Source organism: Enterobacter sp. TCD1-1 (genome assembly GCF_020567405.1).
In the GTDB taxonomy this organism is placed as follows: domain Bacteria; phylum Pseudomonadota; class Gammaproteobacteria; order Enterobacterales; family Enterobacteriaceae; genus Enterobacter; species Enterobacter quasiroggenkampii.
The window spans coordinates 72,637-97,401 of record NZ_JAJCXF010000005.1; the positions used below are offsets into that span (position 1 = coordinate 72,637).

Consider the following 24,765-nt stretch of genomic DNA (forward strand, 5'->3'; position numbering starts at 1 on the left):
CCTTCCCTCTAAATTCCCCGTTTTCAGAGTTATTTGTCATGAAAGAAGTCGAAAAGAACGAAATTAAACGCCTGAGCGACCGCCTGGATCTCATCCGCCACCAGATGGCGGGCCTGTCACTGGTCGAGTCCGCCGAGAAGTATGCCGAGCTTGAAAAAGAGACCGCGAAGCTGGAAGCAGAGATCGAGCGCCTGCGCGAAGTCAAAGGCCAGAAGCTGAGCAAAGAAGCGCAGAAGCTGATGAACATGCCGCACCGTCGTGCGATCACCAAAAAAGAGCAAGCCGACATGGGCAAGCTGAAGAAAAGCGTCCGTGGTCTGGTGGTGGTTCACCCGATGACCGAGCTTGGCCGCGAAATGGGCCTGAAAGAGATGACGGGCTTTTGTAAGACGGCGTTCTGATTTCATGCCGGGTGGCGCTGCGCTTACCCGGCTTACTCTTTTCCCCTTCGTGTGAATTGGTCCAACCAATAGCGCAACCAATCCTCCCCCGGTTCACAATTCCATTATTTCCGCTCACAAAACCATTGCTAGCTCATAACATCTGGTTAACCATTCATTGTCATTAACCCTACAACACAACATTGGCAGGACCACTTTTACACAGACTGTGACGCAGAGATGAGCGGAGACTCACCCGCAGCGCAGGCTGTCTGGTCCCCAGGAGACCTGCATGAGCCTCTGGCAACAAAACTACGACCCGGCCGGCAATATCTGGCTGTCGAGCCTGATCGCATCGCTTCCGATCCTGTTCTTCTTCTTTGCGCTGATTAAGCTCAAACTGAAGGGCTACCTTGCCGCGACGTACACCGTCGCCATCGCCCTGCTGGTGGCGCTGTTCTTCTACAAAATGCCGGTCGATCGCGCGCTGGCCTCCGTCGTCTACGGTTTCTTCTACGGCCTGTGGCCGATTGCGTGGATCATCATCGCGGCGGTCTTTGTCTATAAAATCTCGGTGAAAACCGGGCAGTTCGACATTATCCGCTCGTCGATTCTCTCCATTACGCCGGACCAGCGCCTGCAGATGCTGATTGTCGGCTTCTCCTTTGGGGCGTTTCTGGAAGGCGCGGCAGGCTTTGGCGCACCGGTGGCGATCACCGCCGCGCTGCTGGTGGGCCTGGGCTTTAACCCGCTGTATGCCGCAGGCCTGTGCCTGATTGTGAACACCGCACCGGTGGCGTTTGGTGCGATGGGTATTCCGATTCTGGTTGCGGGCCAGGTGACCGGCCTGGACAGCTTTGAGATTGGCCAGATGGTGGGTCGCCAGCTGCCGTTCCTGACCATTATCGTCCTCTTCTGGATCATGGCGATTATGGACGGCTGGCGCGGCGTGAAGGAGACCTGGCCTGCGGTGATGGTGGCGGGCGGTTCGTTCGCGATTGCCCAGTACCTCAGCTCGAACTTCCTTGGCCCGGAACTGCCGGACATCATCTCTTCGCTGGTTTCCCTGGTCTGCCTGACGCTGTTCCTGAAACGCTGGCAGCCGGTCCGTATTTTCCGCTTCGCCGACATGGGCGCCTCGCAGGTCGATCAAACCCTGGCCCGCACCGGTTACACCGCAGGACAGGTGATTCGCGCCTGGTCGCCGTTCCTGTTCCTGACCGCCACGGTTACGCTGTGGAGCATTCCGCCGTTTAAAGCCCTGTTCGCCCCGGGCGGCGCGCTGTACGACATGGTGATTAACGTTTCGGTGCCGTTCCTCGACAAGATGGTCGCCCGTATGCCGCCGGTGGTGCACGCCGCCACGCCGTATGCCGCGGTCTATAAATTCGACTGGTTCTCCGCCACCGGGACCGCCATCCTGTTTGCCGCTATTCTTTCCGTGGTGTGGCTGCGCATGAAGCCTGCGGCTGCGGTGCAGACCTTTGCGTCGACGATTAAGGAGCTGATGCTGCCGATCTACTCCATCGGCATGGTGCTGGCGTTCGCGTTTATCTCGAACTACTCCGGCTTGTCATCTACGCTGGCACTGGCGCTGGCGCATACCAGCCACGCCTTCACCTTCTTCTCACCGTTCCTTGGCTGGCTGGGGGTGTTTCTGACCGGTTCCGATACCTCGTCTAACGCCCTGTTTGCCGCGCTGCAGGCCACGGCGGCCCAGCAGATTGGCGTGTCGGATGTTCTGCTGGTGGCCGCAAATACCACCGGCGGCGTGACCGGGAAAATGATCTCCCCACAATCCATCGCCATTGCCTGTGCGGCGGTGGGACTGGTCGGTAAAGAGTCGGATCTGTTCCGCTTTACCGTGAAACACAGCCTGATATTCACCTGCATGGTCGGAGTGATCACCACCCTGCAGGCCTATGTCTTAACCTGGATGATCCCATGATAGTGATGCCCAGACGCCTGTCCGACGAGATTGCCTCTCGCGTGCGGGCGCTGATTGAAGAACAACAGCTGGAAGCGGGCATGAAGTTGCCCGCCGAACGCCAGCTCGCCGCCCAGCTTGGCGTGTCGCGCAATTCACTGCGCGAGGCGCTGGCAACACTGGTCAGCGAAGGGGTGCTGGTAAGCCGTCGCGGCGGCGGCACCTTTGTACGCTGGCAGCATGACGACTGGTCCGAGCAAAACATCGTTCAGCCACTGAAAACGCTGATGGAGAACGACCCGGACTACAGCTTCGACATCCTTGAAGCGCGTCACGCCATCGAAACCAGTACCGCCTGGCACGCAGCCATGCGGGCAACCGACGCCGACAAAGAGAAACTCATCGCCTGCTTTGAGGCCACGCAAAGCAGCGACCCGGACATCGCCTCCCAGGCGGACGTGCGTTTTCACCTGGCGATTGCCGAGGCGTCGCACAACGTGGTGCTGCTCCAGACCATGCGCGGGTTCTTCGACCTGCTGCAATCCTCCGTGAAGCAGAGCCGCCAGCGCATGTATCTGGTTCCGCCGGTGTTTGCCCAACTGACCGAACAACACGAGGCGGTGCTCAACGCCATTCTGGCCGGTGATGCCGAAGCCGCGCGCAAAGCGATGATGGCGCATCTCGGTTTCGTGCATACCACCATCAAACGATTCGATGAAGACCAGGCCCGACAGGCGCGTATTACCCGTCTGCCTGGCGACAGTGATATTTCCAGGGAGAACAAAGCATGATCATTTCAGCAGCCAGTGACTATCGCGCCGCGGCGCAGCGCATTTTGCCCCCGTTCCTGTTCCACTACATTGACGGCGGGGCGTATGCCGAATACACCCTGCGCCGCAACGTGGAAGATCTGTCGGAGGTGGCTCTGCGCCAGCGCGTGCTGAAGAATATGTCTGACCTGAGCCTTGAGACAAAACTGTTTAACGAAACGCTTTCCATGCCGGTCGCGCTCGCACCTGTCGGTTTATGCGGCATGTACGCCCGTCGCGGTGAAGTGCAGGCCGCCGCCGCCGCAGATGCTAAAGGCATTCCGTTTACCCTTTCCACCGTTTCCGTCTGCCCGATTGAAGAGGTTGCCCCAACCATCAAGCGGCCAATGTGGTTCCAGCTGTACGTCCTGCGCGATCGCGGCTTTATGCGTAACGCGCTGGAGCGCGCCAAAGCGGCGGGCTGCTCCACGCTGGTCTTTACCGTTGATATGCCGACCCCCGGCGCACGCTATCGTGATGCCCACTCCGGCATGAGCGGCCCAAATGCGGCGCTCCGCCGCTACTGGCAGGCGGTAACGCATCCACAGTGGGCGTGGGACGTTGGCCTGAACGGTCGTCCACACGATCTGGGCAACATCTCGGCGTATCTGGGTAAACCCACCGGGCTGGAGGATTACATCGGCTGGCTGGCGAATAACTTCGATCCGTCCATCTCCTGGAAAGACCTGGAGTGGATCCGCGAATTCTGGGACGGCCCGATGGTGATCAAGGGGATCCTCGACCCGGAAGATGCCCGCGATGCGGTCCGCTTTGGCGCAGACGGGATTGTGGTCTCTAACCACGGCGGACGCCAGCTCGACGGGGTGCTCTCCTCTGCCCGCGCCCTGCCGGCCATTGCCGATGCGGTGAAAGGCGATATCGCCATCCTGGCCGACAGCGGGATCCGCAACGGGCTGGACGTGGTGCGCATGATTGCGCTGGGTGCCGACAGCGTGCTGCTGGGACGCGCGTATCTGTATGCCCTGGCGACGGCTGGTCAGGCAGGCGTGGCGAATCTGCTTAACCTGATCGAAAAAGAGATGAAGGTGGCGATGACGCTGACCGGTGCGAAAACCATTAGCGAAATCAGTAAGGATTCCCTGGTGCAGGAGTTAAGCAAATTACCGGCAGCGCTGGCTCCGCTTGCTCAGGGAAATGCGGCCTGAATTCTCACCCACTTTAAATTCTGTTTCTCACGCGTCCGATCTCCCCCTCGGGCGCTTTTTTATGCCGAAAATAACATCCAGATAACATATTGGATAAGAAAATTTGACATCCACCTGCCGTCCGCAATTGTATAGACAAGCAAAGACAAGAACACATCCGAGGGGAGTGTATGACCTATTCAGGTAAGGTGGATATTCAGCAGGTGATCGACGACAGTCGCTTTTCAGGGTTTCACTGGCTGCTCATTGTGCTGGGCTTTCTGGTTCTGGCGATCGATGGCTTTGATACGGCGGCAATGGGCTACATCGCGCCCACACTGTCGGCAGAATGGGGGATCCATAAACAGGATCTGGGGCCGGTGCTGAGCGCGGCGCTGCTGGGGCTGTCGTTGGGCGCGCTGATCGCCGGTCCAGTATCGGACCGGATGGGCCGCAAGCGGGTGCTGGTCTTTTCGTGTCTGTTCTTCGGCCTCGCGAGCCTGGGCACGGCCTGGGCGCAAAGCCTCAATACCCTGACGCTGTGGCGCTTTCTGACGGGCCTGGGGCTCGGCGCCGCCATGCCGAATGCCATTACGCTGATCTCCGAGTTTGCCCCCCAGCGCTGCCGCGCCATGGCGATTAATACCATGTACTGCGGCTTCCCTCTGGGTGCGGCGGGCGGCGGGGCGATCTCGTCCTGGCTTATTCCCCACCACGGCTGGCGAAGCGTGCTGCTGACCGGCGCAATTGCGCCGCTGATTTTAACGCTGCTGCTGGCACTGTTGTTGCCGGAGTCGGTGAAGTTTCTGGTGCAGCGCGGGAAAGACGTCATGCAGGTTCGCCGGATTGCCAGCCGGTTCGCCCGCGGTACGCTGGAGGGCGTCACGGGCTTTTTCCTGGCGGAGGAGAAAACCGCGTCTAAAAAAGGGAGCGTGTCGCAGCTGTTTTCGATGCCCTGGCTGCCCGGAACCCTGATGCTGTGGGTGACCTACTTTATGGGGCTGGTCATCTACTACGTCCTGCTGAGCTGGATGCCGACGCTGATGCAGGGGATGGGTTATGCGCTGGCGGAGTCCGCCTGGCTCACCTCGCTGTTCACCTTCGGCGGCACGGCCGGCATTCTGCTCGCCGGCTGGATGATGGACCGCTGGGAAGCGCACAAGGTTGTCGCGGGCGGGTTTATCCTGACGATGGGGCTGATCCTGCTACTCGGCATGGAGCATAACCATATCGCCCTGTTTGGCGGGTTGATTTTCCTGATGGGGATCGCGATGAACGGCGCGCAGTCGGGCATGCAGACCCTGGCCGCCACCTTTTATCCCACCGAGTGCCGCGCGACGGGCATCGCCTGGATGCAGGGGATCGGCCGCTTTGGCGGCGTGGCGGGCACCATGACCAGCGCCCAGCTTCTTTCGATGCAGTGGCAGGCAGACAGTATTTTAATGATCCTCAGCGTGCCCGCCCTGGTGGCCGCAGCGGCAACCGTCTACAAAATGCTGTACAGCCGCTCGCAAGAACCCGGCGTCGCGTAGGTCCTCTCTTTTCTGCTATCCTGCCCCCGCAATTAAGGGGGCAGCATGCTTAACATCGTTTTATTCGAACCAGAAATTCCGCCAAATACCGGCAATATTATCCGCCTGTGCGCCAACACCGGTTTTCGTCTGCACATCATTGAGCCAATGGGCTTTACGTGGGACGACAAACGCCTGCGCCGCGCGGGGCTGGATTATCATGAATTTACCGCCGTTATTCGCCACCATGATTACGCCGCGTTTCTGGAAGCCGAGCAGCCGCAGCGCATGTTCGCCCTGACCACCAAAGGTACGCCAGCGCACAGCGCCGTAAGCTATCAGGAGGGTGACTATCTGATGTTTGGCCCGGAAACCCGCGGCCTGCCGGCCACGATTCTGGATGCCCTGCCCGCTGAGCAGAAAATACGTATTCCGATGATGCCGGACAGCCGCAGCATGAACCTGTCGAATGCAGTGTCGGTAGTGGTGTATGAAGCATGGCGCCAGCTGGGTTATCCGGGCGCTATTCTAAGGTAGGCCCGGTAAGCGCAGCGCCACCGGGCAAAATGTCAGATGCCGTCACCATACTCAAACGTATGGTGAATACCGTTGAAGTGCTGATCCATATCCATGGACGGCTTGTCGCTGTCTGGCTTACCGACGATGCGCGCCGGTACGCCAGCGGCGGTGGTGTGCGGCGGAACTGGCTGGAGCACCACGGAGCCTGCGCCGATCTTCGCGCCGCGCCCGACTTCGATATTGCCGAGGATTTTGGCACCCGCGCCTATCATCACCCCTTCGCGAATTTTCGGATGGCGATCGCCGCTGGTTTTCCCGGTACCACCCAGGGTAACCGACTGCAGGATCGAGACGTCGTCTTCAATCACGGCCGTTTCCCCGACAACAATCCCGGTGGCGTGGTCGAGCATGATCCCACGGCCAATCTTCGCCGCCGGGTGAATATCAACCTGAAACGTCACGGAAACCTGGTTTTGCAGGAAGATGGCCAGCGCGCGGCGGCCTTCATTCCACAGCCAGTGCCCAATGCGGTACGCCTGCAGAGCGTGGAAGCCTTTCAGGTACAACAGCGGGGTAGAATATTTATCGACCGCCGGGTCACGCGTGCGCACGGCCTGGATATCACAGGCGGCAGAGGCGATCATTTCCGGGTCAGCGGCGTAAGCCTCCTCCACCACCTCACGAATGGCAATCGCGGGCATGATCGAGGACGCCAGCTTGTTGGCGAGCATATAGCTGAGCGCGCTGCCGAGGTTTTCGTGCTTGAGTAGCGTTGCGTGGTAGAAACTGGCCAGCATAGGCTCACAGTCGGCCAGCGCCCGGGCTTCGGCTTTAATGTTGTTCCAGACGATATCCAGTTCTTCACACGGCATTGCTAACTCCAGACGATAGTATAATGACCAGCCAGTTCTGCGCTGGCTGGGTCATTCAGGTGACAACGGTTCCGACTAGTTACTGCTGCGCTCGTCCTTGCGCGCACGACCTAATAAGGTCAATGCTGCCTCGCGCGCATTTTTTCCGCAATACAATACCTGATAAATTTCCTCGGTTATTGGCATTTCGACACCGAAACGGTGCGCCAACTCGCGGACTTCTTTGGTATTGCGGTAGCCTTCAACCACCTGGCCAATCTTCTCCTGCGCGTCTTTCACATCGCTGCCCTGTCCGAGCATCATGCCAAAGCGGCGGTTACGAGACTGGTTGTCGGTACAGGTCAGCACCAGGTCGCCCAGGCCAGCCATCCCCATAAAGGTGGCCGGATCGGCACCCAGCGCTTCGCCCAGGCGGGACATCTCGGTCAGACCGCGGGTGATCAGCGCCGTACGGGCGTTGGCACCAAAACCAATGCCGTCGGACATCCCGGCGCCAATCGCAATCACATTCTTCACCGCCCCACCCAGCTGCACGCCGATAAAATCGGGGTTGCTGTAGACGCGGAAGCTCTTGCCGCAGTGCAGCAATTGCTGGAGATCGTCGGAGAAGGCCTGGTCGGTTGAGGCCAGCGAAATCGCCGTCGGCAGGCCAGCGGCCAGCTCTTTGGCAAAGGTCGGGCCGGAGATGACCGCCAGCGGGATCGCATCACCCAGCGCTTCGCGGGCAACGTCCTGCAGCAGGCGTCCGGTTTCGGCTTCCAGTCCTTTTGTCGCCCAGACAATACGCGCATCCGGGCGCATCAGCGGCTTAATCTGACGCAGCACGTCGCCAAAGACATGGCTCGGAACCACAATCAGAATGTTGCGGCTGGCCGCCAGCGCGGTCGCAAGGTCGCTTTCAAGGTGCAGGGAGTCAGGGAACGGAACGTCCGGGAGAAACGCGACGTTGCAACGATCGCGCTGCAGCGTGGCGATATGTTTTGGGTCGTGGCCCCACAGGACCACCTCGTGACCATTTCTTGCCAGAGTAATGGCAAGAGCGGTGCCGTATGAGCCGGCACCGATCACAGTCATTGACGCATTAACAGTGCTCATCAGGCATCCTGATGTTGTTCAGCACCTTCGCCAGCCTGCTGCTGCAGATAGTTCATGAACAGCGCATCAAAGTTAACTGGCGCAAGGTTCAGTTGCGGGAATGTACCGCGAGAAACCAGGCTGGTGATGCATTCACGCGCATACGGGAACAGAATGTTCGGGCAGTACGCACCCAGGCAATGCGCCATCTGGTTGCCTTCGATGCCGCCGATAGAGAAGATACCGCCCTGCTGTACTTCACACAGGAATGCAGTTTCTTCGCCCAGAGAGGCGGTAACGGTCACACGCAGCACGACTTCATACACGTCATCTGCCAGCTGGGTAGATGCGGTATCCAGATCAAGTTTAACCTCTGGCTGCCAATCTTTCTGGAAAACGTGTGGCGCATTTGGCGCTTCGAAAGAGACATCTTTGGTGTAGATACGCTGGATCTGGAAAGTCATCTCGGTGTTGTTTTGTTCTGACATGGAAATACCCTTTTTAATTGTCCTAAAGTCTCTTAGCTCAGCAGCGGATCGAGTCCACCACGGGCGTCGAGCGCATACAAGTCATCACAGCCGCCAATGTGCTGCGCATCAATAAAAATCTGTGGAACCGTCGTACGACCACTACGTTGGATCATCTCTTCGCGTTTAATCGCGTCACCGTCGATCGGCAGTTCCTGGAACGTGACGCCTTTACTGTTCAGCAGCGCTTTCGCACGATGGCAGAACGGGCAAGTCGCTTTGGTATAGATCTCAATATGGGCCATGACTGAACTCCTTATTTACCGCGCACCAAAGGAAGATTTTCCCCGCTCCAGCCGGAAATACCTTCTTTCAGCACCGTTACGTTTTCGAAGCCTGCTTTATGAAGCGCGCTGGCAGATTCCTGTGCCTGCATGCCGGTCGCATCCACAACGATAATCGGCTGGGCTTTGTGTTTTTCAAGCTCACCGACGTTGTTCGCTTTGATTTCAGCTGGCAACAGGTTGATTGCGCCCGCAATGTGACCTTTGCGGAAATCGTCACGCTGACGCAGATCGACAACGACGGCATCTTCTTTGTTAATCAGACGCGTCGCTTCACCACGGGTGATAACCTTAATCTTAGACGTCAGGCTCTTAAATGTGGTGAACAGCACAGCAGCCAGCAGGCCAATCCACGCGATGCTCAGAACCGGATGGCGGCTAACGAATTGCATAATTTCTTGCATGGAGGGTAACTACTCCCGACTAAGTGATAAAAAAAACCAGGACAGGAGTATACCTGTGCGTTCTGGCAAATACAGCCAGCGACCCTAACCTAATCCATTTTCTGCGGCATGCCACCTAAAAAAATGCCTCAAAATGGTCTGGTCAGCACCTTGCCCCTGCGCTTTCTTTGATCTTCTGCGGCTATTTGATCGATTCAGCTGTAGTAAAATTACGCAAATTTTGACTCTTGAGCATGAGGTTGTCGCAATGTCGGTTTCTAAAAAACCTATGGTACTGGTGATTCTGGATGGCTATGGCTACCGTGAAGACAGCCAGGATAACGCTATTTTCAACGCCAAAACCCCGGTCATGGATGCCCTGTGGGCAAAACGTCCGCATACGCTGATTGACGCGTCTGGCCTGGAAGTGGGCCTGCCGGACCGCCAGATGGGCAACTCCGAAGTCGGTCACGTTAACCTGGGCGCCGGGCGTATTGTGTACCAGGACCTGACGCGTCTGGACGTTGAAATCAAAGAACGCACCTTCTTCTCCAACCCAACGCTGTCAGGCGCGGTTGATAAAGCCGTTGCCGCTGGCAAGGCCGTTCACATTATGGGCCTGCTCTCTGCCGGCGGCGTTCACAGCCACGAAGATCACATCATGGCGATGGTTGAGCTGGCCGCTGAACGCGGTGCGGAAAAAATCTATCTGCACGCCTTCCTGGACGGCCGCGACACGCCACCACGCAGTGCAGAAGGCTCCCTGAAAGCCTTCGAAGATAAATTCGCCGCGCTGGGTAAAGGCCGCGTGGCCTCCATCATTGGTCGTTACTACGCCATGGACCGCGACAACCGCTGGGATCGCGTTGAACAGGCCTATGATCTGCTGACCCTGGCAAAAGGGGAATTCCAGTTCGCGACCGCCGTTGAAGCCCTGGAAGCAGCTTATGCACGTGATGAAAACGACGAATTCGTGAAAGCATCCGTGATCCGTGCTGAAGGCCAGGCCGATGCCGCGATGGAAGACGGCGATGCGCTGATCTTCATGAACTTCCGCGCTGACCGCGCGCGCGAAATCACTCGTGCGTTCGTCAACAGCGACTTCGACGGTTTTGCCCGTAAGAAAGTGGTAAACATCGACTTCATCCAGCTGACCGAATACGCGGCAGACATCAAAGCCCCATGCGCTTACCCACCTGCCTCGCTGGCCAATACCTTCGGTGAGTGGATGGCGAAGAACGACAAAACGCAGCTGCGTATTTCCGAAACGGAAAAATACGCGCACGTGACCTTCTTCTTTAACGGCGGCGTTGAAGAGCCGTTCAAGGGCGAAGAGCGCATTCTGATCAATTCCCCGAAAGTCGCCACCTACGATCTGCAGCCAGAGATGAGCTCTGCAGAATTGACTGAAAAACTGGTTGCGGCCATCGAGAGCGGTAAGTACGACACCATCATCTGTAACTACCCGAACGGCGACATGGTCGGTCATACCGGGGTGATGGAAGCGGCAGTGAAGGCGGTTGAAGCGCTGGACCACTGCGTTGAGCAGGTGGCGAAAGCGGTTGAATCCGTTGGCGGCCAGCTGCTGATCACCGCGGATCACGGTAACGCTGAACAGATGCGCGACCCGGCGACCGGCCAGGCACACACCGCCCACACCAACCTGCCGGTTCCGCTGATTTATGTGGGTGATAAATCAGTGAAAGCCGTAGAAGGCGGCAAGCTTTCTGACATCGCGCCAACCATGTTGTCGCTGATGGGGATGCCGATCCCTGAAGAGATGACTGGTAAGCCGCTGTTCATCGTGGAATAATCGCTCCCCATGAGGGGAAAGGCGATTTTTTCAATCACATGGGTCGTGAAGCCGCTTAGGTTATCAGTCAGACCTCTGTTTTACGCCAGCGCACTCAGCGCTGGCGTATTGCTGTGCGCCGCATCCGCCCACGCGGATGACCGCGACCAGCTGAAATCCATTCAGGCCGATATCGCCGCCAAAGAGCGTGCGGTACGCCAGCAGCAGCAGCAGCGCGCCGCCCTGCTCGCCCAGCTTAAGCAGCAGGAAGAGGCCATCTCCGCTGCCACGCGTAAACTCCGTGAAACGCAAAACACCCTTGCCCAGCTGAATAAGCAGATCGACGAGATGAACGCGTCGATTGCCAAACTCGAGCGCCAGCGCGATGCGCAGGAGCGCAATCTTGCGGCACAGCTTGATGCCGCATTCCGCCAGGGTGAACATACCGGACTCCAGCTGATCCTCAGCGGCGAAGAGAGCCAGCGCGGCCAGCGCCTGCAGGCCTACTTTGGGTATCTGAACCAGGCGCGTCAGGAGACGATCGCGCAGCTGAAGCAGACGCGCGAAGAGGTCTCCACGCAAAAAGCCGAACTGGAAGAGAAGCAGAGCCAGCAGCAGACGCTGCTCTACGATCAGCAGGCCCAGCAGGCGAAGCTCGAGCAGGCGCGCAACGAGCGTAAGAAAACCCTGGCCGGTCTCGAGTCTTCGATTCAGGAAGGGCAGAGCCAGCTGAGCGAAATGCGCGCCAACGAATCAAAACTGCGTAACAGCATCGCCCGTGCGGAAGCCGCGGCGAAAGCGCGCGCCGAAAAAGAGGCTCGCGAGGCGCAGGCCGTTCGCGACAAGCAGCAGGAAGCCTCCCGCAAAGGCACCACCTACAAGCCAAGCGAAAGTGAACGTTCCCTGATGTCGCGTACCGGCGGCCTGGGTTCACCTCGCGGCCAGGCTTTCTGGCCCGTTCGCGGTTCAATTCTGCATCGCTATGGCGAACAGCTGCAGGGTGAGCTACGTTGGAAAGGGATCGTTATCGGTGCGTCTGAAGGTAGCGAAGTGAAAGCGATTGCCGATGGTCGCGTGATTCTGGCCGACTGGCTGCAGGGTTACGGACTGGTGGTGGTGGTCGAACACGGTAAAGGTGATATGAGCCTTTACGGCTACAACCAGAGCGCGCTGGTCAGCGTCGGTACGCAGGTGCGCGCGGGCCAACCCATCGCCCTTGTGGGCAGCAGTGGCGGTCAGGGCCGCCCGTCACTCTATTTCGAAATTCGTCGTCAGGGTCAGGCGGTCAATCCACAGCCGTGGTTGGGAAGATAAGTTTTGCTTCAATTTCGTCGAATCGTTTTCTCCGTCGTCAGCACGCTGGCGCTGGCTGCACCGGTATACGCAGGTAAGCTCGCTATCGTGATTGATGACTTTGGTTATCGTCCGCACTATGAAAATCAGGTGCTGGCGATGCCGTCAGCCATCTCAGTCGCCGTCCTGCCAAATGCCCCCCACGCGCGTGAGATGGCGACCAAAGCCCACAGCAGCGGGCATCAGGTTCTCATCCACCTGCCCATGGCCCCGCTCAGCAAGCAGCCGCTGGAAAAAGATACCCTGCGCCCGGATATGAGCAGCGAGGAGATCGAGCGCATCATCCGCGACGCCTACAACAAGGTGCCGTATGCCGTAGGGCTGAACAACCATATGGGCAGCGCGATGACCTCCAGCCTGTACGGGATGCTAAAAGTGATGCAGGCGCTGGAGCGTTACAACCTCTACTTCCTCGACAGCATGACCATCGGCAACAGCCAGGCGATGCGCGCCGCTCAGGGAACGGGCGTAAAGGTGATTAAGCGCAAGGTATTCCTGGATGACACCCAGAACGAAGCCGATATTCGTATGCAGTTCAATCGCGCGGTACAGCTGGCCCGCCGCAATGGTTCGGCCATTGCCATCGGTCACCCGCACCCGTCGACCGTTCGCGTCCTGCAGCAAATGCTGCCGACCTTACCTTCCGATATCACGCTGGTCCGCCCGAGCGATCTGCTTAACGAGCCGCAGGTGGATACATCTACGCCGAATACTGCGCAGCCCGTGCCAACTGCACCGCGTAATCCGTTCCGCGGCGTGAAGCGCTGCGTACCGAAGCAGCCGCTTGAACCGGTCTACGCGACCCGCTTCTTCTCTGTCATCGGAGACAGCATCAGTAACAGTACGCTGGTGAAATACGTCCAGCAGCAGTGGCAGGGATGGGGTAAGAAAGCCTGACCGCCTGACGCTTATTTCGCAATCTGAGAGTCCGTCTGCTCATTCGCAACGGGCTCTTTTTTCTGCTGATGCTGATACCAGGATTTGAAATACTTCAAAAAGCTGTAGGCTGTAGCATACAGTCCCGTCACGACCCCAACCTTGCCCTGACGCCAGGCTCCGCTGAACAGATACCATTTGAAGAACGCCCCGATGGCGCTGATGATGCCGCGTCCGATCGAAGGGCGAGCCGGCTGGTACTTCACCAGCCGGGTGGTGTAGCTGTTGAGCTTGTTGAACACTTCATGAAGGTTATAAAACGTGTCGTGACGCACCCGCCCTGGCATTTTCATGGCGACAATCTTGCCTTCAACTTTGTCATCCACGGGTCGTTGGTTGAAGCGAGCCTGGGTACGATTGAACAGCCGCACCGGGAAATCAGGGGAGGAAACAGGGTAGATTGTACGCACCTCTTCACCCAGCACATGCCAGTACCGGGCGATACGCCAGGCGCGATCGGCGGAAGGTTCATCCCCGGCTTTCAGGGTCAGAATAAAGTCGACAGTCTCCGCGTCCAGAATCTCGTCGCTATCCATGCAAAGCACCCAGTCATTGCTCGCCAGATCGATCGCATGGTTCATCTGCACGCCATGCATAGCATAGGGGTGATGATGAAGGGAGAGCCCGTACTCGCGGCAAATAGAAAGAGTGGCATCCGTACTGCCGGAATCCAGAACGACAATTTCATCTGCCACCGTCAGCAGCGGAGGAATCACCTCGCGCAGCAAACGCGCAGAATTACAGGTCAATAAACAAACGGTAAGCTTGAACATAGGCGCTGTAAACTTAAACGGATAATCAACAAACTTTATAAGTGTGCGGGTAAAAAAGCGAAGGAAAAATCGAAATAATCTGATTGCGGATGTAAGAAACGTGAAGAGGTCGTAAAAAAAGCGCCCGAAGGCGCTTTCTCTGTTACTCCCAGCTCAGGATCACTTTCCCTGACTGGCCGGAACGCATCGCGTCAAAGCCCTGCTGGAACTCATCGATGGAGAAACGGTGAGTAATAATCGGGGAAAGATCCAGACCGGACTGAATCAACGCCGCCATCTTGTACCAGGTCTCAAACATCTCGCGGCCATAGATGCCCTTGATGAACAGCCCCTTGAAGATCACTTTGTTCCAGTCGATAGACATATCCGACGGCGGAATGCCCAGCATCGCGATACGACCACCGTGGTTCATGGTGTCGAGCATGGTGCGAAACGCCGGCGGCGCGCCGGACATCTCCAGGCCCACGTCGAAGCCCTCGGTCATGCCCAGTTCTTCCATCACGTCGGTCAGGCTCTCTTTCGAGACATCCACCGCGCGGGTGACGCCCATTTTGCGCGCCAGCGACAGGCGATATTCGTTCACGTCGGTGATCACAACGTTGCGTGCACCCACGTGCTTCGCCACGGCCGCCGCCATGATGCCGATTGGGCCCGCACCGGAGACCAGCACGTCCTCACCCACCAGATCGAAGGAGAGCGCCGTGTGTACCGCGTTACCAAACGGGTCGAAGATGGAGGCCAGATCGTCAGAGATATTGTCCGGGATTTTGAAGGCGTTAAAGGCCGGGATCACCAGATATTCCGCGAAGCAGCCCGGACGGTTTACGCCCACGCCGATGGTATTACGGCACAGGTGCGTACGCCCACCGCGGCAGTTACGGCAGTGGCCGCAGGTAATATGGCCTTCACCGGAAACGCGGTCGCCGATTTTGAAGCCTTTCACTTCCTGGCCGATACCCACCACTTCGCCGACATATTCGTGACCGACAACCATCGGTACCGGAATAGTTTTCTGCGACCACTGGTCCCAGTTGTAGATGTGAACGTCAGTACCGCAGATAGCTGTTTTACGAATTTTGATCAGCAGATCGTTATGACCGACTTCCGGTTCCGGCACGTCGGTCATCCAAATCCCTTCTTCCGCTTTCAGTTTGGATAACGCTTTCATCACACGTCCTCAGGCAATGACGCCCAGCTGTTTACCGATGCGGGTAAAGGCTTCCACCGCACGTTCAATTTGTTCAGGCGTATGCGCCGCAGACATCTGGGTGCGGATACGCGCCTGACCTTTTGGCACCACCGGGAAGAAGAACCCGGTGACATAAATCCCTTCTTTCTGCAGTTCGCGGGCAAATTGCTGCGCCACGACCGCATCGCCCAGCATCACCGGAATGATCGCATGATCGGCACCGGCCAGGGTGAACCCTGCTGCGCTCATTTTTTCACGGAACAGACGGGCGTTAGACCACAGACGGTCGCGCAGCCCGGCACCGGACTCCACCATCTCCAGCACTTTGATAGAGGCGGCAACAATCGCCGGCGCCAGGGAGTTGGAGAACAGATACGGACGTGAGCGCTGACGCAGCCACTCAACCACCTCTTTGCGCGCAGCGGTATAGCCGCCGGATGCGCCGCCAAGCGCTTTGCCCAGCGTACCGGTGATGATGTCCACGCGGCCCATGACGTCGCAGTATTCGTGGGAGCCCCGGCCGTTTTCGCCGACAAAGCCCACCGCGTGAGAGTCATCGACCATCACCAGCGCGTCATATTTATCTGCCAGGTCACATACGCCCTTCAGGTTGGCGATCACGCCGTCCATGGAGAACACACCGTCGGTGGCGATCAGCACATGGCGAGCGCCCGCTTCACGAGCCTCATTCAGGCGCGCTTCCAGCTCAACCATGTCGTTGTTGGCGTAGCGGAAACGCTTCGCTTTGCACAGGCGCACGCCGTCGATGATGGAGGCGTGGTTCAGGGCGTCGGAGATAATGGCATCTTCTGCGCCGAGCAGGGTCTCGAACAGGCCGCCGTTGGCGTCGAAGCAGGAGGAGTACAGAATCGCGTCTTCCATTCCGAGGAAGTTCGCCAGCTTTTGCTCAAGCTGCTTGTGGCTGTCCTGGGTACCGCAGATAAAGCGTACGGAGGCCATGCCGAAGCCGTGGGTATCCATGCCATTTTTGGCAGCGGCAATCAGCTCAGGGTGATTCGCAAGACCTAAGTAGTTGTTCGCACAAAAGTTGATCACATGGCTGCCGTCGGCAACGGTGATGTCCGCCTGCTGGGCAGACGTGATAATACGCTCTTCCTTGAACAACCCTTCCGCACGTGCGGTCTCGAGGTCGCTGTTTAACTGTTTGTAAAAATCACCACGCATTGCAATTCTCCAGACTCGGCAAATTTCGGGACATATTACCCAAACCTATAGTTCATGACGAGATGACACGTCATCTCTTGTCGTTTTTGCAGCATAAATCACGTGTACCCTTGCGCTATGTCGGTGAATGGCTGAAGGGCAGCCATACTAATGATATGATAGAAACATTAGCGTCCGGGATTGTACCCGGGCTCCACACTTCAAAGGTTACAGTTATGATCATCGTTACCGGCGGCGCAGGCTTTATCGGCAGCAATATTGTTAAGGCTCTCAATGACAAAGGCATCACCGACATCCTGGTGGTTGACAACCTGAAAGACGGCACCAAGTTCGTTAACCTGGTGGATCTGAACATCGCTGACTACATGGATAAAGAAGACTTCCTTATCCAGATTATGGCAGGTGAAGAGTTCGGCGAGATCGAAGCCATCTTCCACGAAGGTGCCTGCTCGTCCACTACCGAGTGGGACGGCAAGTACATGATGGACAATAACTATCAGTACTCCAAAGAGATCCTGCATTACTGCCTGGAGCGTGAAATTCCGTTCCTGTATGCCTCTTCTGCTGCCACCTACGGCGGGCGCACCTCGGACTTCATCGAATCCCGCGAATATGAGCAGCCGCTGAACGTCTACGGTTACTCCAAGTTCCTGTTCGACGAGTACGTGCGTCAGGTACTGCCAGAAGCGAACTCGCAGATCGTCGGTTTCCGCTACTTCAACGTCTACGGACCGCGCGAAGGCCACAAAGGCAGCATGGCGAGCGTGGCGTTCCACCTGAACACCCAGCTGAATAACGGTGAAAGTCCAAAACTGTTCGAAGGCAGCGACGGCTTTAAGCGTGACTTCGTCTACGTGGGTGACGTGGCCGCCGTAAACCTGTGGTTCTGGGAAAACGGCGTGTCCGGCATCTTCAACCTCGGTACCGGCCGCGCAGAGTCCTTCCAGGCGGTGGCTGACGCCACGCTGGCGTACCATAAAAAAGGCAGCATTGAGTACATTCCGTTCCCTGACAAGCTGAAAGGCCGTTACCAGGCGTTCACGCAGGCCGATCTGACTAACCTGCGCGCCGCAGGTTATGACAAGCCGTTCAAGACCGTTGCCGAAGGCGTAACGGAATATATGGCCTGGCTGAACCGCGACGCGTAAGTATGAGAATTCTGGTGATCGGCCCGTCATGGGTGGGCGACATGATGATGTCGCAAAGTCTCTATCGCACGCTCAAGGCGCGTTATCCCCAGGCGATAATCGACGTGATGGCACCCGCGTGGTGCCGTCCGCTGTTATCGCGTATGCCGGAAGTGAATGAAGCTATCCCGATGCCGCTCGGCCACGGGGCGCTGGAGATTGGCGAGCGCCGCAAGCTCGGCCATAGCCTGCGCGAAAAGCGGTACGATCGTGCGTATGTCCTGCCCAACTCCTTTAAATCCGCGCTGGTGCCCTTCTTTGCGGGCATCCCGCATCGCACCGGCTGGCGCGGCGAAATGCGCTACGGTCTGCTGAACGATGCGCGGGTGCTGGATAAAGCGGCCTGGCCATTAATGGTGGAGCGCTACGTGGCGCTGGCCTATGACAAAGGCGTGATGCGCAGTGCGAAAGACCTGCCGCAGCCGCTGCTCTGGCCCCAGCTACAGGTTAACGACGGTGAAAAATCCCAGACCTGCAGCGCGTTTGGCCTTTCGTCTGAACGCCCGATGATTGGCTTCTGCCCTGGCGCCGAGTTCGGTCCGGCAAAACGCTGGCCCCACTACCACTATGCGGAGCTGGCGAAACAGCTGATCGACGAAGGCTACCAGATTGTCCTGTTCGGTTCGGCAAAAGACCACGAGGCGGGCAACGAAATTCTCGCCACACTCAGTAATGAACAGCAGGCCTGGTGCCGCAACCTGGCGGGAGAAACGCAGCTTGAACAGGCCGTTATTCTGATTGCCGCCTGTCACGCTGTGGTCACCAACGATTCAGGCCTGATGCACGTCGCCGCTGCGCTCAACCGCCCGCTGGTAGCGCTGTATGGCCCAAGCAGCCCGGACTTCACGCCTCCGCTTTCCCATAAAGCGCGCGTCATCCGCCTGATCACCGGCTACCACAAGGTGCGCAAAGGCGATGCCGCAGAAGGCTATCATCAGAGCCTGATCGACATTACGCCAGCGCGCGTTCTCGAAGAACTCAACGCACTGCTGTTGAGCGAAGAAGGATAACGAATGCGGGTATTGATCGTTAAAACCTCTTCGATGGGTGATGTTCTGCATACGCTGCCGTCGCTGACGGACGCCATGCGGGCCATCCCCGGCATTCGTTTTGACTGGGTGGTGGAAGAAGGCTTCGCGCAGATCCCCACCTGGCATGAAGCGGTTGACCGCGTGATCCCGGTGGCGATTCGCCGCTGGCGGAAAGCGTGGTTCTCTGCGCCGATTAAAGCCGAACGCAAAACCTTCCGCGAGGCGGTACAGGCGCAGCGTTACGATGCCATCATCGACGCGCAGGGGCTGGTCAAAAGCGCCGCGCTGGTGACGCGACTGGCGCGCGGCGTAAAGCACGGCATGGACTGGCAAACCGCCCGCGAACCGCTGGCGAGCCTGTTCTATAACCACCGCCACCACATCGCGAAGCAGCAGCACGCGGTGGAACGTACCCGCGAGCTGTTTGCCAAAAGCCTGGGCTATGCGAAACCGGAAACCCAGGGCGACTATGCGATTTCCCGGCATTTCCTGCAGACCTCATCGCAGAAAAGCGATCCTTATCTGATTTTCCTTCACGCGACAACCCGCGATGACAAGCACTGGCCGGAAGCGCACTGGCGCGAACTGATCGGCCTGCTGGCAAGCGCGGGGCTGCGTATCAAACTCCCGTGGGGCGCACCGCACGAAGAGGCACGGGCCAAACGACTGGCAGAAGGATTTGATTACGTGGACGTTCTGCCGCGCATGAAACTTGACGGCGTCGCTCAGGCGCTGGCAGACGCTACGGCTGTAGTCTCCGTGGATACGGGCCTCAGCCACCTGACGGCGGCGCTGGACCGTCCTAACATCACGCTTTACGGCCCAACGGACCCGGGGCTGATCGGCGGCTATGGAAAAAATCAGTATATCTGCCGCCCGGAACACTCATCGCAGTTGAGCGATCTCAGCGCCGCTGCGGTATTTGCGCAATTAGAGCCTTTGCTGGCAGCAGAGAGAGCCTATGTCTGATTTTTTCTCAGCGGAGCGCCCGCCAAAGCGCGTGCTGATTATTAAGCTGCGTCACCACGGTGACGTTCTGCTTACCTCGCCGGTGTTTACCGTGCTGAAAAAGAACTGGCCGAACGTGGAAGTCGATGCGCTGGTTTATGACGATACCCAGGCGATGCTGACCAGCCATCCGCATATCGACCAGGTGCATACTATTGGGCGCAACTGGCGCAAGAAGGGGTGGTTTGAACAATTCCGCCTCTACCGCGCCCTGCTGAATACCCTGAAAGGCCGTCAGTATGACGTGCTGATTAATCTGACCGAACACTGGCACGGCGCGCGTCTGGCGCGTCGCCTGAAACCGCGCGTCTCCGTCGGCTTTAAGCCGGATAAACGCGGGGGCCTGGCACGTCGTCGCTGGGTGAAATCGTTCACCACGCTCTACCCGGCCATTCAGGACAACAGCCGCCATATGGTGGAAGTCAATCTGGATGCCCTGCGCCGAATCGGTATTCATCCGCAGTCCGACGAAGACAAGCATACGCTTTTTGTGCCTGGTGACGCGGCAGAAGCCTCTGTGGCCGAAAAACTGGCCGGGTTTGGGCTCACGAGTAAATCCTACATTCTGGTTCACCCGACCTCGCGCTGGATGTTTAAGGCCTGGGATATCAAAAAACTGGCAGCGACCATTGATAACCTGGCGGCGCGCGGCCTGCCGATCGTCCTCTCCGCCGCACCGTCAAAAGAAGAGAAGGCCTACATGGATGAGCTGCGCGCAGCCCTCACCCAGCCGGTCTTTGATTTAAGCGGTCAGCTGAACCTGAAAGAGCTGGGTGCGCTCATGAAGCACGCCCGGGTGTACTTTGGCGTGGATTCCATGCCGATGCACCTTGCAAGCGCCGTCGGTACGCCGACCGTCGCTATCTTTGGCCCTACCGGCGCCATCAAATGGGCACCGTGGGGGGTAAATTATCGTGTGATTGTGGCCGGGTTTACCTGCCAGCCGTGCGGCAAAGCGGGCTGCGGAGACAGCGGTGTCTCTGACTGCATTACGGCCATTACCCCACAGCAGGTGCTGGGCGCAATCGATACGATGCTTCTGGAAACGGAAACCCCTGCATGAAACTGGCCATTGTTCGACAGACCTACAACCCCAACGGTGGCGCAGAGCGTTTTGTCTCACGTGCGCTGAACGTGCTGGCGCAGGATACCTCCCTTGATGTCACGCTGATTGCTCGCCAGTGGGAGGATGCCGCAGGATGGAAAACGTTGACGGTCAATCCGCCGTTTCGCAATCGCATCGCGCGTGAATCCGGTTTTGCCGTCGAAGCCGCCGCGCATTTTGCGCAGTTTGATATTGTGCAAAGCCACGAACGCATACCGGGCGCCACCATCTTCCGGGCGGGCGACGGTGTTCACGCCACCTGGCTTGAGCAATATGGTCGTATTCTGTCGCCACTGGCGCGTTGGGCGCAGTCTCTGAGCCGTTATCACCGCTACATTCTGCAGGCCGAGGCGCAGATGTTTACCCATCCGCAGCTGCGCAAGGTGATCTGTAATTCGAAGATGGTTCGCGATGATATCGCCCGTCGTTTCGGACTGTCGGAAGACAAGCTGACGGTGATCTACAACGGCGTAGACACCGTTCAGTTTAGTCCTGAGGTCCGCGCCCTTTCGCAGCGTGATGCACTGGGTATTCCCCGTAACGCACCGGTACTGGCGTATGTTGGGTCAGGCTTCAGCCGCAAAGGCGTCGCCACCGCGCTGCGCGCTATTGTGCCGCATCCTGACGTCTGGCTGCTGATTGCCGGCCGCGATAAACATGCGCGGAAGTTCGAAAAGCTGGCGCAGGCGCTGGGAATTTCCTCTCGAGTGACGTTCCTGGGCCCCGTAGCCAACGTGCGTGAAGTGTATGGCACGGCTGATGCCCTTATCCTGCCGACGCTCTACGATCCCTTCCCGAACGTCTGCGTGGAAGCCCTGGCCTGTGGTTTGCCACTGCTCACCAGCCACGGTTGTGGCGCGGCGGAGTGGATAACCGAGGGTCAAAACGGCTGGGTACGCGATGCGCTGGATAGCGAAGGTTACCAGCAGGCCATCTCGCTGTGGCTAAAAGGCCGTGAACAGGGTGTCGATTACGTCGCTGCCGCGCGTGCGACTGCGGAGCCTTTCACCCTGGAGAGAATGGCCCGAGAGCTACAAACGCTTTATCGCGATTTGCTGCGCTGAGCGGCATCGGAGAAGACCTTCTCCATCGCGTCCAGCATACATTCGCGGGTAAAGTGCGTGCTCAGGTAGTCATACCCCTGTTGCGCGAGCGTCTCGCGAAGGGCTGAGTCGGCATAGAGTTTCATTATGGCATCGCGCAGTGCGTTTTCGTCGCGCTGGGCGACCAACAATCCCGTCTGCCCGTTAATCACCGCATCTCCCGTTCCACCGGCATCCGTCGCAATGGTGGCAATACGGGTGGCTAACGATTGCAGTACGCCCTGCGGCACACCTTCCATATCATGCGAAGGACTCAGCGCAATATCAAAGGCCGGAAACCAGCGTTCCGGATCGGGTTGATGTCCCGCCATGACCACGCGCTGCTGTAATCCCAGCGCGGCGATTTCCTGTTCCAGCGTCGCCTTGTGCGGGCCTTCGCCAACAATCGCCAGCTTGATGTGTGGATTGTCGATTTTCGCCAGGGCATGCAACAGTACGCTATGGCCTTTGTTCGGGCGCAAATGCGACACCACGCCCAGCCAGAAATCTTCCTCAGACAGGCCACAATGCGCGCGAGCTTCGTGCTTATCTCCCGGATGGAAACGCTGCGTATCGACACCGCTTGGCACCGACGTACTCTGAGACATCGGCACGCCAATATTTGCCACCTGATGGCGCAGCGCCTCCCCGGTAGTCACGATGTGCGCGCAGGCGGTGCGGAACAGCCAGCGTGTCGTCCAGTTGTTACGCGGAACGCCGGACGCATGACGGGTTCTCACCAGTGGTACGGAGTTGGAGAGCGTCAGATTCGCCAGCGCCACCAGCCAGGTATCGGCAGAGTTATGGCTGTTGATGACGTCAATCGACTGACGGTTATCCTTCAGCCAGCGACGCAGCAGCTGCAGGTTTTTAAGGTTCTTACGCTTCAACGGCATCGTGACCACCGTCAGACCGGCACTGCGTGCCAGCGCGTGAAGCGGCGCAGTTTCCGGACAAAGGAGAGTCACCTGATGGCCACGCTGAATCATCCCAAGCGATTCGTTGATAATGCGCAGAGGCTGCCCGCCTTTGCCGCCGTCTGCTTCAGTGTGAACAATGTGCATATATTTCCTGTCGTTTAGCTGAAACCGCTGTCCAGGCTGCCGATTATATACGTGGGTATTACGATAATGCACAGGCGGATTAATCTTGCTTACAAACATTGTCCTTCTGTAGTTATGGCTTATGTGGTAATTTTCTCAGGCTTTTATTCCACTCAAAATCAGTGGAATCTGCGTATGGCATTGTTAACTAACCGGTATTAACGCCGAGATCCTTTACCAGTACCAAAATTATGACAAATACTCGTAACATCCTGACAGGTCTTTTAGTACTGTCTGTACTGGCTTTATGTTTTATCTGGCCAATCCCAAACGATCAGCTACCTTTTCATCGTAATGGACTGATTTATCCTAATATTGTGGTGGCGCTCGGTCTTTTCTTTAGCTCCTCAGTGGCGAGAAAAGCGCTGGACTTAAACAAAATTAAGTTCGTGCTTATTGTGCTCTGGGCATTAACCTTCTTTATCCTGATTAACGGCTTTTTTGTCGCGCCAGATATTAAAGAAATGGTGTCGACCTGGGATGGTCAGTGGTTCCGTCCGGTATTGCTTTTCTGCGCGGGTCTGGTGTTATTACCGGTGATTCAGGAGCGCTTCCCCTCTTTATCGGCAGCCCGTTTCTTTACTCTCGTCGTCCTTTTTTTCTGGGGCGTCGTCTGTATCCACCTCCTTGATACCGTCTGGCTTTACTGGCGAGACGGCGTGATCCACTGGGGCGAAACGCGGATTGTTTATAACCGCACGCGCATGAGCTTCCAGGTCAATATGATCACCGGTTTCCTGATCGCTGAACTGCTTGCACGCGGCCTGCTTCATCAGCGTTTCTTACGCCTGAAGACACCGTTCCTCGCCTTTATGCTGCTGTGTAACCTTGTCTGCACGGCGTTAGTCGATACCCGCTGGGGAACGATCGGCCTGGTTGGTAGTCTGTTCTCCACCTTCATACTGCTTAGCCTGCACAGTATGCGTCGCAGCCGGGTAGTACTAACAGGCATTATTCTTGTGAGCATCATTATCGTTTCCGCGCTTCTGGGCTATGCTTCCTGGAAAACCGATCCGCGCTGGCAAAACCTGGAAGATGATGCAGTAACAGGCTGGAACGCGCCTTTCACCAGTTTTTGCTATAACAGAACCAACGGAACTGTACCGACTAACGATCTCGGTCGACCAATGGACCACTCCAACGGCTGTCGCGCGAGTTTCTTCCATCAGGGCTGGAAACTGGTGGGTGAACATCCTGCGGGAATGGGACCTCGCAAAGAGGCCTTCCGCTATGTGCTGCGTCGCGACACGCAGGACAATCGCATTGATATTCCGCACAGCCACTACGGCCTGATTGAGTTTGGTATCCAGAACGGGGTTGTGGGCATTGCAGGCTGGCTGATTCTGCTGGCAGGCTGCTGGTACATCGGCTGGCGCGAGTTCCGCCATGGCAATATGATGGCAGGCATGTTCTTGCTGCTGTTTACGGTTGGTTTCTTCTCCCGAACCATGGTTGACCACAATTTGAAAGATCACTACCTGGAACAATATATGCTGTTAACCGGGTTACTTGTGGGAATGTGCGCGTTACGACCCGCTAAACGGACAGAAACAACCTCCTGATCGCGTATATTGCGCCGATGATAACAGG

General features: G+C 57.6%; 24 protein-coding genes. 15 read left to right on the top strand and 9 right to left on the bottom strand.

All coding sequences use genetic code 11. From position 1 onward, the window contains the following. Positions 1 to 38: 38 nt before the first annotated feature. The 6 genes from LJA86_RS18150 to trmL all read left to right on the top strand — a co-directional run bounded on the left by LJA86_RS18150 (position 39) and on the right by trmL (position 6,309). Positions 39 to 401, top strand: a complete 363-nt coding sequence (locus LJA86_RS18150) for a YibL family ribosome-associated protein (RefSeq protein WP_021242435.1) — start codon at positions 39 to 41, stop codon at positions 399 to 401. 271 nt (positions 402 to 672) lie between these two features. Then, positions 673 to 2,328 (top strand): L-lactate permease, encoded by a 1,656-nt coding sequence (lldP, locus tag LJA86_RS18155; RefSeq protein ID WP_063622812.1) that lies wholly within the window; start codon positions 673 to 675, stop codon positions 2,326 to 2,328. Continuing rightward, positions 2,325 to 3,098 carry a transcriptional regulator LldR gene (lldR, locus tag LJA86_RS18160; RefSeq protein WP_023294814.1) on the top strand — a complete coding sequence of 258 codons (774 nt, stop codon included), beginning with the start codon at positions 2,325 to 2,327 and terminating at the stop codon, positions 3,096 to 3,098. Before lldP ends, lldR begins: the two co-directional genes overlap by 4 nt. Next, entirely contained in the window at positions 3,095 to 4,282 is a 1,188-nt protein-coding gene (lldD, locus tag LJA86_RS18165) for a quinone-dependent L-lactate dehydrogenase (RefSeq protein WP_023334042.1), read from the top strand. Before lldR ends, lldD begins: the two co-directional genes overlap by 4 nt. 170 nt (positions 4,283 to 4,452) lie before the next feature. After that, entirely contained in the window at positions 4,453 to 5,793 is a 1,341-nt protein-coding gene (locus LJA86_RS18170; protein WP_045907899.1) for an MFS transporter, read from the top strand. A gap of 45 nt (positions 5,794 to 5,838) precedes the next feature. After that, entirely contained in the window at positions 5,839 to 6,309 is a 471-nt protein-coding gene (gene trmL / locus LJA86_RS18175) for a tRNA (uridine(34)/cytosine(34)/5-carboxymethylaminomethyluridine(34)-2'-O)-methyltransferase TrmL (protein WP_048226547.1), read from the top strand. 32 nt (positions 6,310 to 6,341) lie between these two features. On the opposite strand, the gene cysE is transcribed toward trmL, so the two are convergent. From cysE to LJA86_RS18200, 5 genes are all read right to left on the bottom strand, one after another. Beyond that, positions 6,342 to 7,163, bottom strand: coding sequence for a serine O-acetyltransferase (gene cysE, locus LJA86_RS18180; protein WP_008502718.1), 822 nt, complete (start codon positions 7,161 to 7,163; stop codon positions 6,342 to 6,344). Between the two features lie 75 nt (positions 7,164 to 7,238). Continuing rightward, a complete protein-coding gene (gene gpsA, locus LJA86_RS18185) occupies positions 7,239 to 8,258 on the bottom strand; it encodes an NAD(P)H-dependent glycerol-3-phosphate dehydrogenase (RefSeq protein WP_045907901.1) in 1,020 nt (339 codons plus the stop codon). Beyond that, entirely contained in the window at positions 8,258 to 8,725 is a 468-nt protein-coding gene (secB, locus tag LJA86_RS18190) for a protein-export chaperone SecB (RefSeq protein ID WP_003860835.1), read from the bottom strand. Before secB ends, gpsA begins: the two co-directional genes overlap by 1 nt. 32 nt (positions 8,726 to 8,757) lie before the next feature. Further along, positions 8,758 to 9,009: a glutaredoxin 3 gene (grxC, locus tag LJA86_RS18195; protein WP_008502715.1), complete on the bottom strand. Its 252-nt coding sequence runs from the start codon at positions 9,007 to 9,009 to the stop codon at positions 8,758 to 8,760. A gap of 11 nt (positions 9,010 to 9,020) precedes the next feature. After that, positions 9,021 to 9,452 (bottom strand): rhodanese-like domain-containing protein, encoded by a 432-nt coding sequence (locus LJA86_RS18200; protein ID WP_023309913.1) that lies wholly within the window; start codon positions 9,450 to 9,452, stop codon positions 9,021 to 9,023. 247 nt (positions 9,453 to 9,699) lie between these two features. Between LJA86_RS18200 and gpmM the strand changes: the two genes are divergently transcribed. From gpmM to LJA86_RS18215, 3 genes are read left to right on the top strand one after another with little or no spacing between them, the layout of a single operon-like run. Further along, a complete protein-coding gene (gene gpmM / locus LJA86_RS18205) occupies positions 9,700 to 11,244 on the top strand; it encodes a 2,3-bisphosphoglycerate-independent phosphoglycerate mutase (RefSeq protein ID WP_023345210.1) in 1,545 nt (514 codons plus the stop codon). A gap of 33 nt (positions 11,245 to 11,277) precedes the next feature. Continuing rightward, complete coding sequence (gene envC, locus LJA86_RS18210) at positions 11,278 to 12,537, top strand: murein hydrolase activator EnvC (protein ID WP_025910576.1); 1,260 nt, start codon at positions 11,278 to 11,280, stop codon at positions 12,535 to 12,537. 3 nt (positions 12,538 to 12,540) lie between these two features. Beyond that, a complete protein-coding gene (locus tag LJA86_RS18215; protein ID WP_229226541.1) occupies positions 12,541 to 13,473 on the top strand; it encodes a divergent polysaccharide deacetylase family protein in 933 nt (310 codons plus the stop codon). A gap of 11 nt (positions 13,474 to 13,484) precedes the next feature. On the opposite strand, the gene LJA86_RS18220 is transcribed toward LJA86_RS18215, so the two are convergent. The 3 genes from LJA86_RS18220 to kbl form a co-directional block, all read right to left on the bottom strand. After that, the gene (locus tag LJA86_RS18220; RefSeq protein ID WP_229226542.1) at positions 13,485 to 14,285 is read right to left on the bottom strand and encodes a glycosyltransferase family 2 protein; all 801 of its coding nucleotides are present in this window, start codon (positions 14,283 to 14,285) and stop codon (positions 13,485 to 13,487) included. A gap of 142 nt (positions 14,286 to 14,427) precedes the next feature. Further along, positions 14,428 to 15,453 (bottom strand): L-threonine 3-dehydrogenase, encoded by a 1,026-nt coding sequence (gene tdh, locus LJA86_RS18225; protein WP_024906616.1) that lies wholly within the window; start codon positions 15,451 to 15,453, stop codon positions 14,428 to 14,430. 9 nt (positions 15,454 to 15,462) lie between these two features. After that, positions 15,463 to 16,659: a glycine C-acetyltransferase gene (gene kbl / locus LJA86_RS18230; protein WP_229226543.1), complete on the bottom strand. Its 1,197-nt coding sequence runs from the start codon at positions 16,657 to 16,659 to the stop codon at positions 15,463 to 15,465. A 215-nt stretch (positions 16,660 to 16,874) separates the two neighbouring features. On the opposite strand from kbl, the gene rfaD reads away from it, so the two are divergent. From rfaD to LJA86_RS18255, 5 genes are read left to right on the top strand one after another with little or no spacing between them, the layout of a single operon-like run. Then, positions 16,875 to 17,807 (top strand): ADP-glyceromanno-heptose 6-epimerase, encoded by a 933-nt coding sequence (gene rfaD / locus LJA86_RS18235; RefSeq protein WP_008502707.1) that lies wholly within the window; start codon positions 16,875 to 16,877, stop codon positions 17,805 to 17,807. 2 nt (positions 17,808 to 17,809) lie between these two features. After that, positions 17,810 to 18,856 carry an ADP-heptose--LPS heptosyltransferase RfaF gene (gene rfaF / locus LJA86_RS18240; protein WP_045907906.1) on the top strand — a complete coding sequence of 349 codons (1,047 nt, stop codon included), beginning with the start codon at positions 17,810 to 17,812 and terminating at the stop codon, positions 18,854 to 18,856. A gap of 3 nt (positions 18,857 to 18,859) precedes the next feature. After that, entirely contained in the window at positions 18,860 to 19,846 is a 987-nt protein-coding gene (rfaC, locus tag LJA86_RS18245; RefSeq protein WP_063622806.1) for a lipopolysaccharide heptosyltransferase RfaC, read from the top strand. Continuing rightward, the gene (rfaQ, locus tag LJA86_RS18250) at positions 19,839 to 20,948 is read left to right on the top strand and encodes a putative lipopolysaccharide heptosyltransferase III (protein ID WP_229226544.1); all 1,110 of its coding nucleotides are present in this window, start codon (positions 19,839 to 19,841) and stop codon (positions 20,946 to 20,948) included. Before rfaC ends, rfaQ begins: the two co-directional genes overlap by 8 nt. Continuing rightward, positions 20,945 to 22,054 carry a glycosyltransferase family 4 protein gene (locus tag LJA86_RS18255; protein WP_229226545.1) on the top strand — a complete coding sequence of 370 codons (1,110 nt, stop codon included), beginning with the start codon at positions 20,945 to 20,947 and terminating at the stop codon, positions 22,052 to 22,054. The genes rfaQ and LJA86_RS18255 overlap by 4 nt, the downstream gene beginning before the upstream one ends. Here LJA86_RS18255 and LJA86_RS18260 read toward each other — a convergent pair. Next, positions 22,033 to 23,136 (bottom strand): glycosyltransferase family 4 protein, encoded by a 1,104-nt coding sequence (locus LJA86_RS18260; protein WP_045907909.1) that lies wholly within the window; start codon positions 23,134 to 23,136, stop codon positions 22,033 to 22,035. The two genes, LJA86_RS18255 and LJA86_RS18260, sit on opposite strands and share 22 nt — an antisense overlap. Before the next feature lie 230 nt (positions 23,137 to 23,366). Here LJA86_RS18260 and LJA86_RS18265 point away from each other — a divergent pair, with 230 nt between their 5' ends. Continuing rightward, the gene (locus LJA86_RS18265) at positions 23,367 to 24,737 is read left to right on the top strand and encodes an O-antigen ligase family protein (RefSeq protein ID WP_229226546.1); all 1,371 of its coding nucleotides are present in this window, start codon (positions 23,367 to 23,369) and stop codon (positions 24,735 to 24,737) included. The last annotated feature ends 28 nt before the right edge of the window (positions 24,738 to 24,765 follow it).

Bases quoted from the DNA above. Each gene is read 5' to 3' on its own strand.
- LJA86_RS18150 (WP_021242435.1), top strand. From the start codon at position 39: ATGAAAGAAGTCGAAAAGAACGAAATTAAACGCCTGAGCGACCGCCTG.
- lldP (WP_063622812.1), top strand. From the start codon at position 673: ATGAGCCTCTGGCAACAAAACTACGACCCGGCCGGCAATATCTGGCTG.
- lldR (WP_023294814.1), top strand. From the start codon at position 2,325: ATGATAGTGATGCCCAGACGCCTGTCCGACGAGATTGCCTCTCGCGTG.
- lldD (WP_023334042.1), top strand. From the start codon at position 3,095: ATGATCATTTCAGCAGCCAGTGACTATCGCGCCGCGGCGCAGCGCATT.
- LJA86_RS18170 (WP_045907899.1), top strand. From the start codon at position 4,453: ATGACCTATTCAGGTAAGGTGGATATTCAGCAGGTGATCGACGACAGT.
- trmL (WP_048226547.1), top strand. From the start codon at position 5,839: ATGCTTAACATCGTTTTATTCGAACCAGAAATTCCGCCAAATACCGGC.
- cysE (WP_008502718.1), bottom strand. From the start codon at position 7,163: ATGCCGTGTGAAGAACTGGATATCGTCTGGAACAACATTAAAGCCGAA.
- gpsA (WP_045907901.1), bottom strand. From the start codon at position 8,258: ATGAGCACTGTTAATGCGTCAATGACTGTGATCGGTGCCGGCTCATAC.
- secB (WP_003860835.1), bottom strand. From the start codon at position 8,725: ATGTCAGAACAAAACAACACCGAGATGACTTTCCAGATCCAGCGTATC.
- grxC (WP_008502715.1), bottom strand. From the start codon at position 9,009: ATGGCCCATATTGAGATCTATACCAAAGCGACTTGCCCGTTCTGCCAT.
- LJA86_RS18200 (WP_023309913.1), bottom strand. From the start codon at position 9,452: ATGCAAGAAATTATGCAATTCGTTAGCCGCCATCCGGTTCTGAGCATC.
- gpmM (WP_023345210.1), top strand. From the start codon at position 9,700: ATGTCGGTTTCTAAAAAACCTATGGTACTGGTGATTCTGGATGGCTAT.
- LJA86_RS18220 (WP_229226542.1), bottom strand. From the start codon at position 14,285: ATGTTCAAGCTTACCGTTTGTTTATTGACCTGTAATTCTGCGCGTTTG.
- tdh (WP_024906616.1), bottom strand. From the start codon at position 15,453: ATGAAAGCGTTATCCAAACTGAAAGCGGAAGAAGGGATTTGGATGACC.
- kbl (WP_229226543.1), bottom strand. From the start codon at position 16,659: ATGCGTGGTGATTTTTACAAACAGTTAAACAGCGACCTCGAGACCGCA.
- rfaD (WP_008502707.1), top strand. From the start codon at position 16,875: ATGATCATCGTTACCGGCGGCGCAGGCTTTATCGGCAGCAATATTGTT.
- rfaF (WP_045907906.1), top strand. From the start codon at position 17,810: ATGAGAATTCTGGTGATCGGCCCGTCATGGGTGGGCGACATGATGATG.
- rfaC (WP_063622806.1), top strand. From the start codon at position 18,860: ATGCGGGTATTGATCGTTAAAACCTCTTCGATGGGTGATGTTCTGCAT.
- rfaQ (WP_229226544.1), top strand. From the start codon at position 19,839: ATGTCTGATTTTTTCTCAGCGGAGCGCCCGCCAAAGCGCGTGCTGATT.
- LJA86_RS18255 (WP_229226545.1), top strand. From the start codon at position 20,945: ATGAAACTGGCCATTGTTCGACAGACCTACAACCCCAACGGTGGCGCA.
- LJA86_RS18260 (WP_045907909.1), bottom strand. From the start codon at position 23,136: ATGCACATTGTTCACACTGAAGCAGACGGCGGCAAAGGCGGGCAGCCT.
- LJA86_RS18265 (WP_229226546.1), top strand. From the start codon at position 23,367: ATGACAAATACTCGTAACATCCTGACAGGTCTTTTAGTACTGTCTGTA.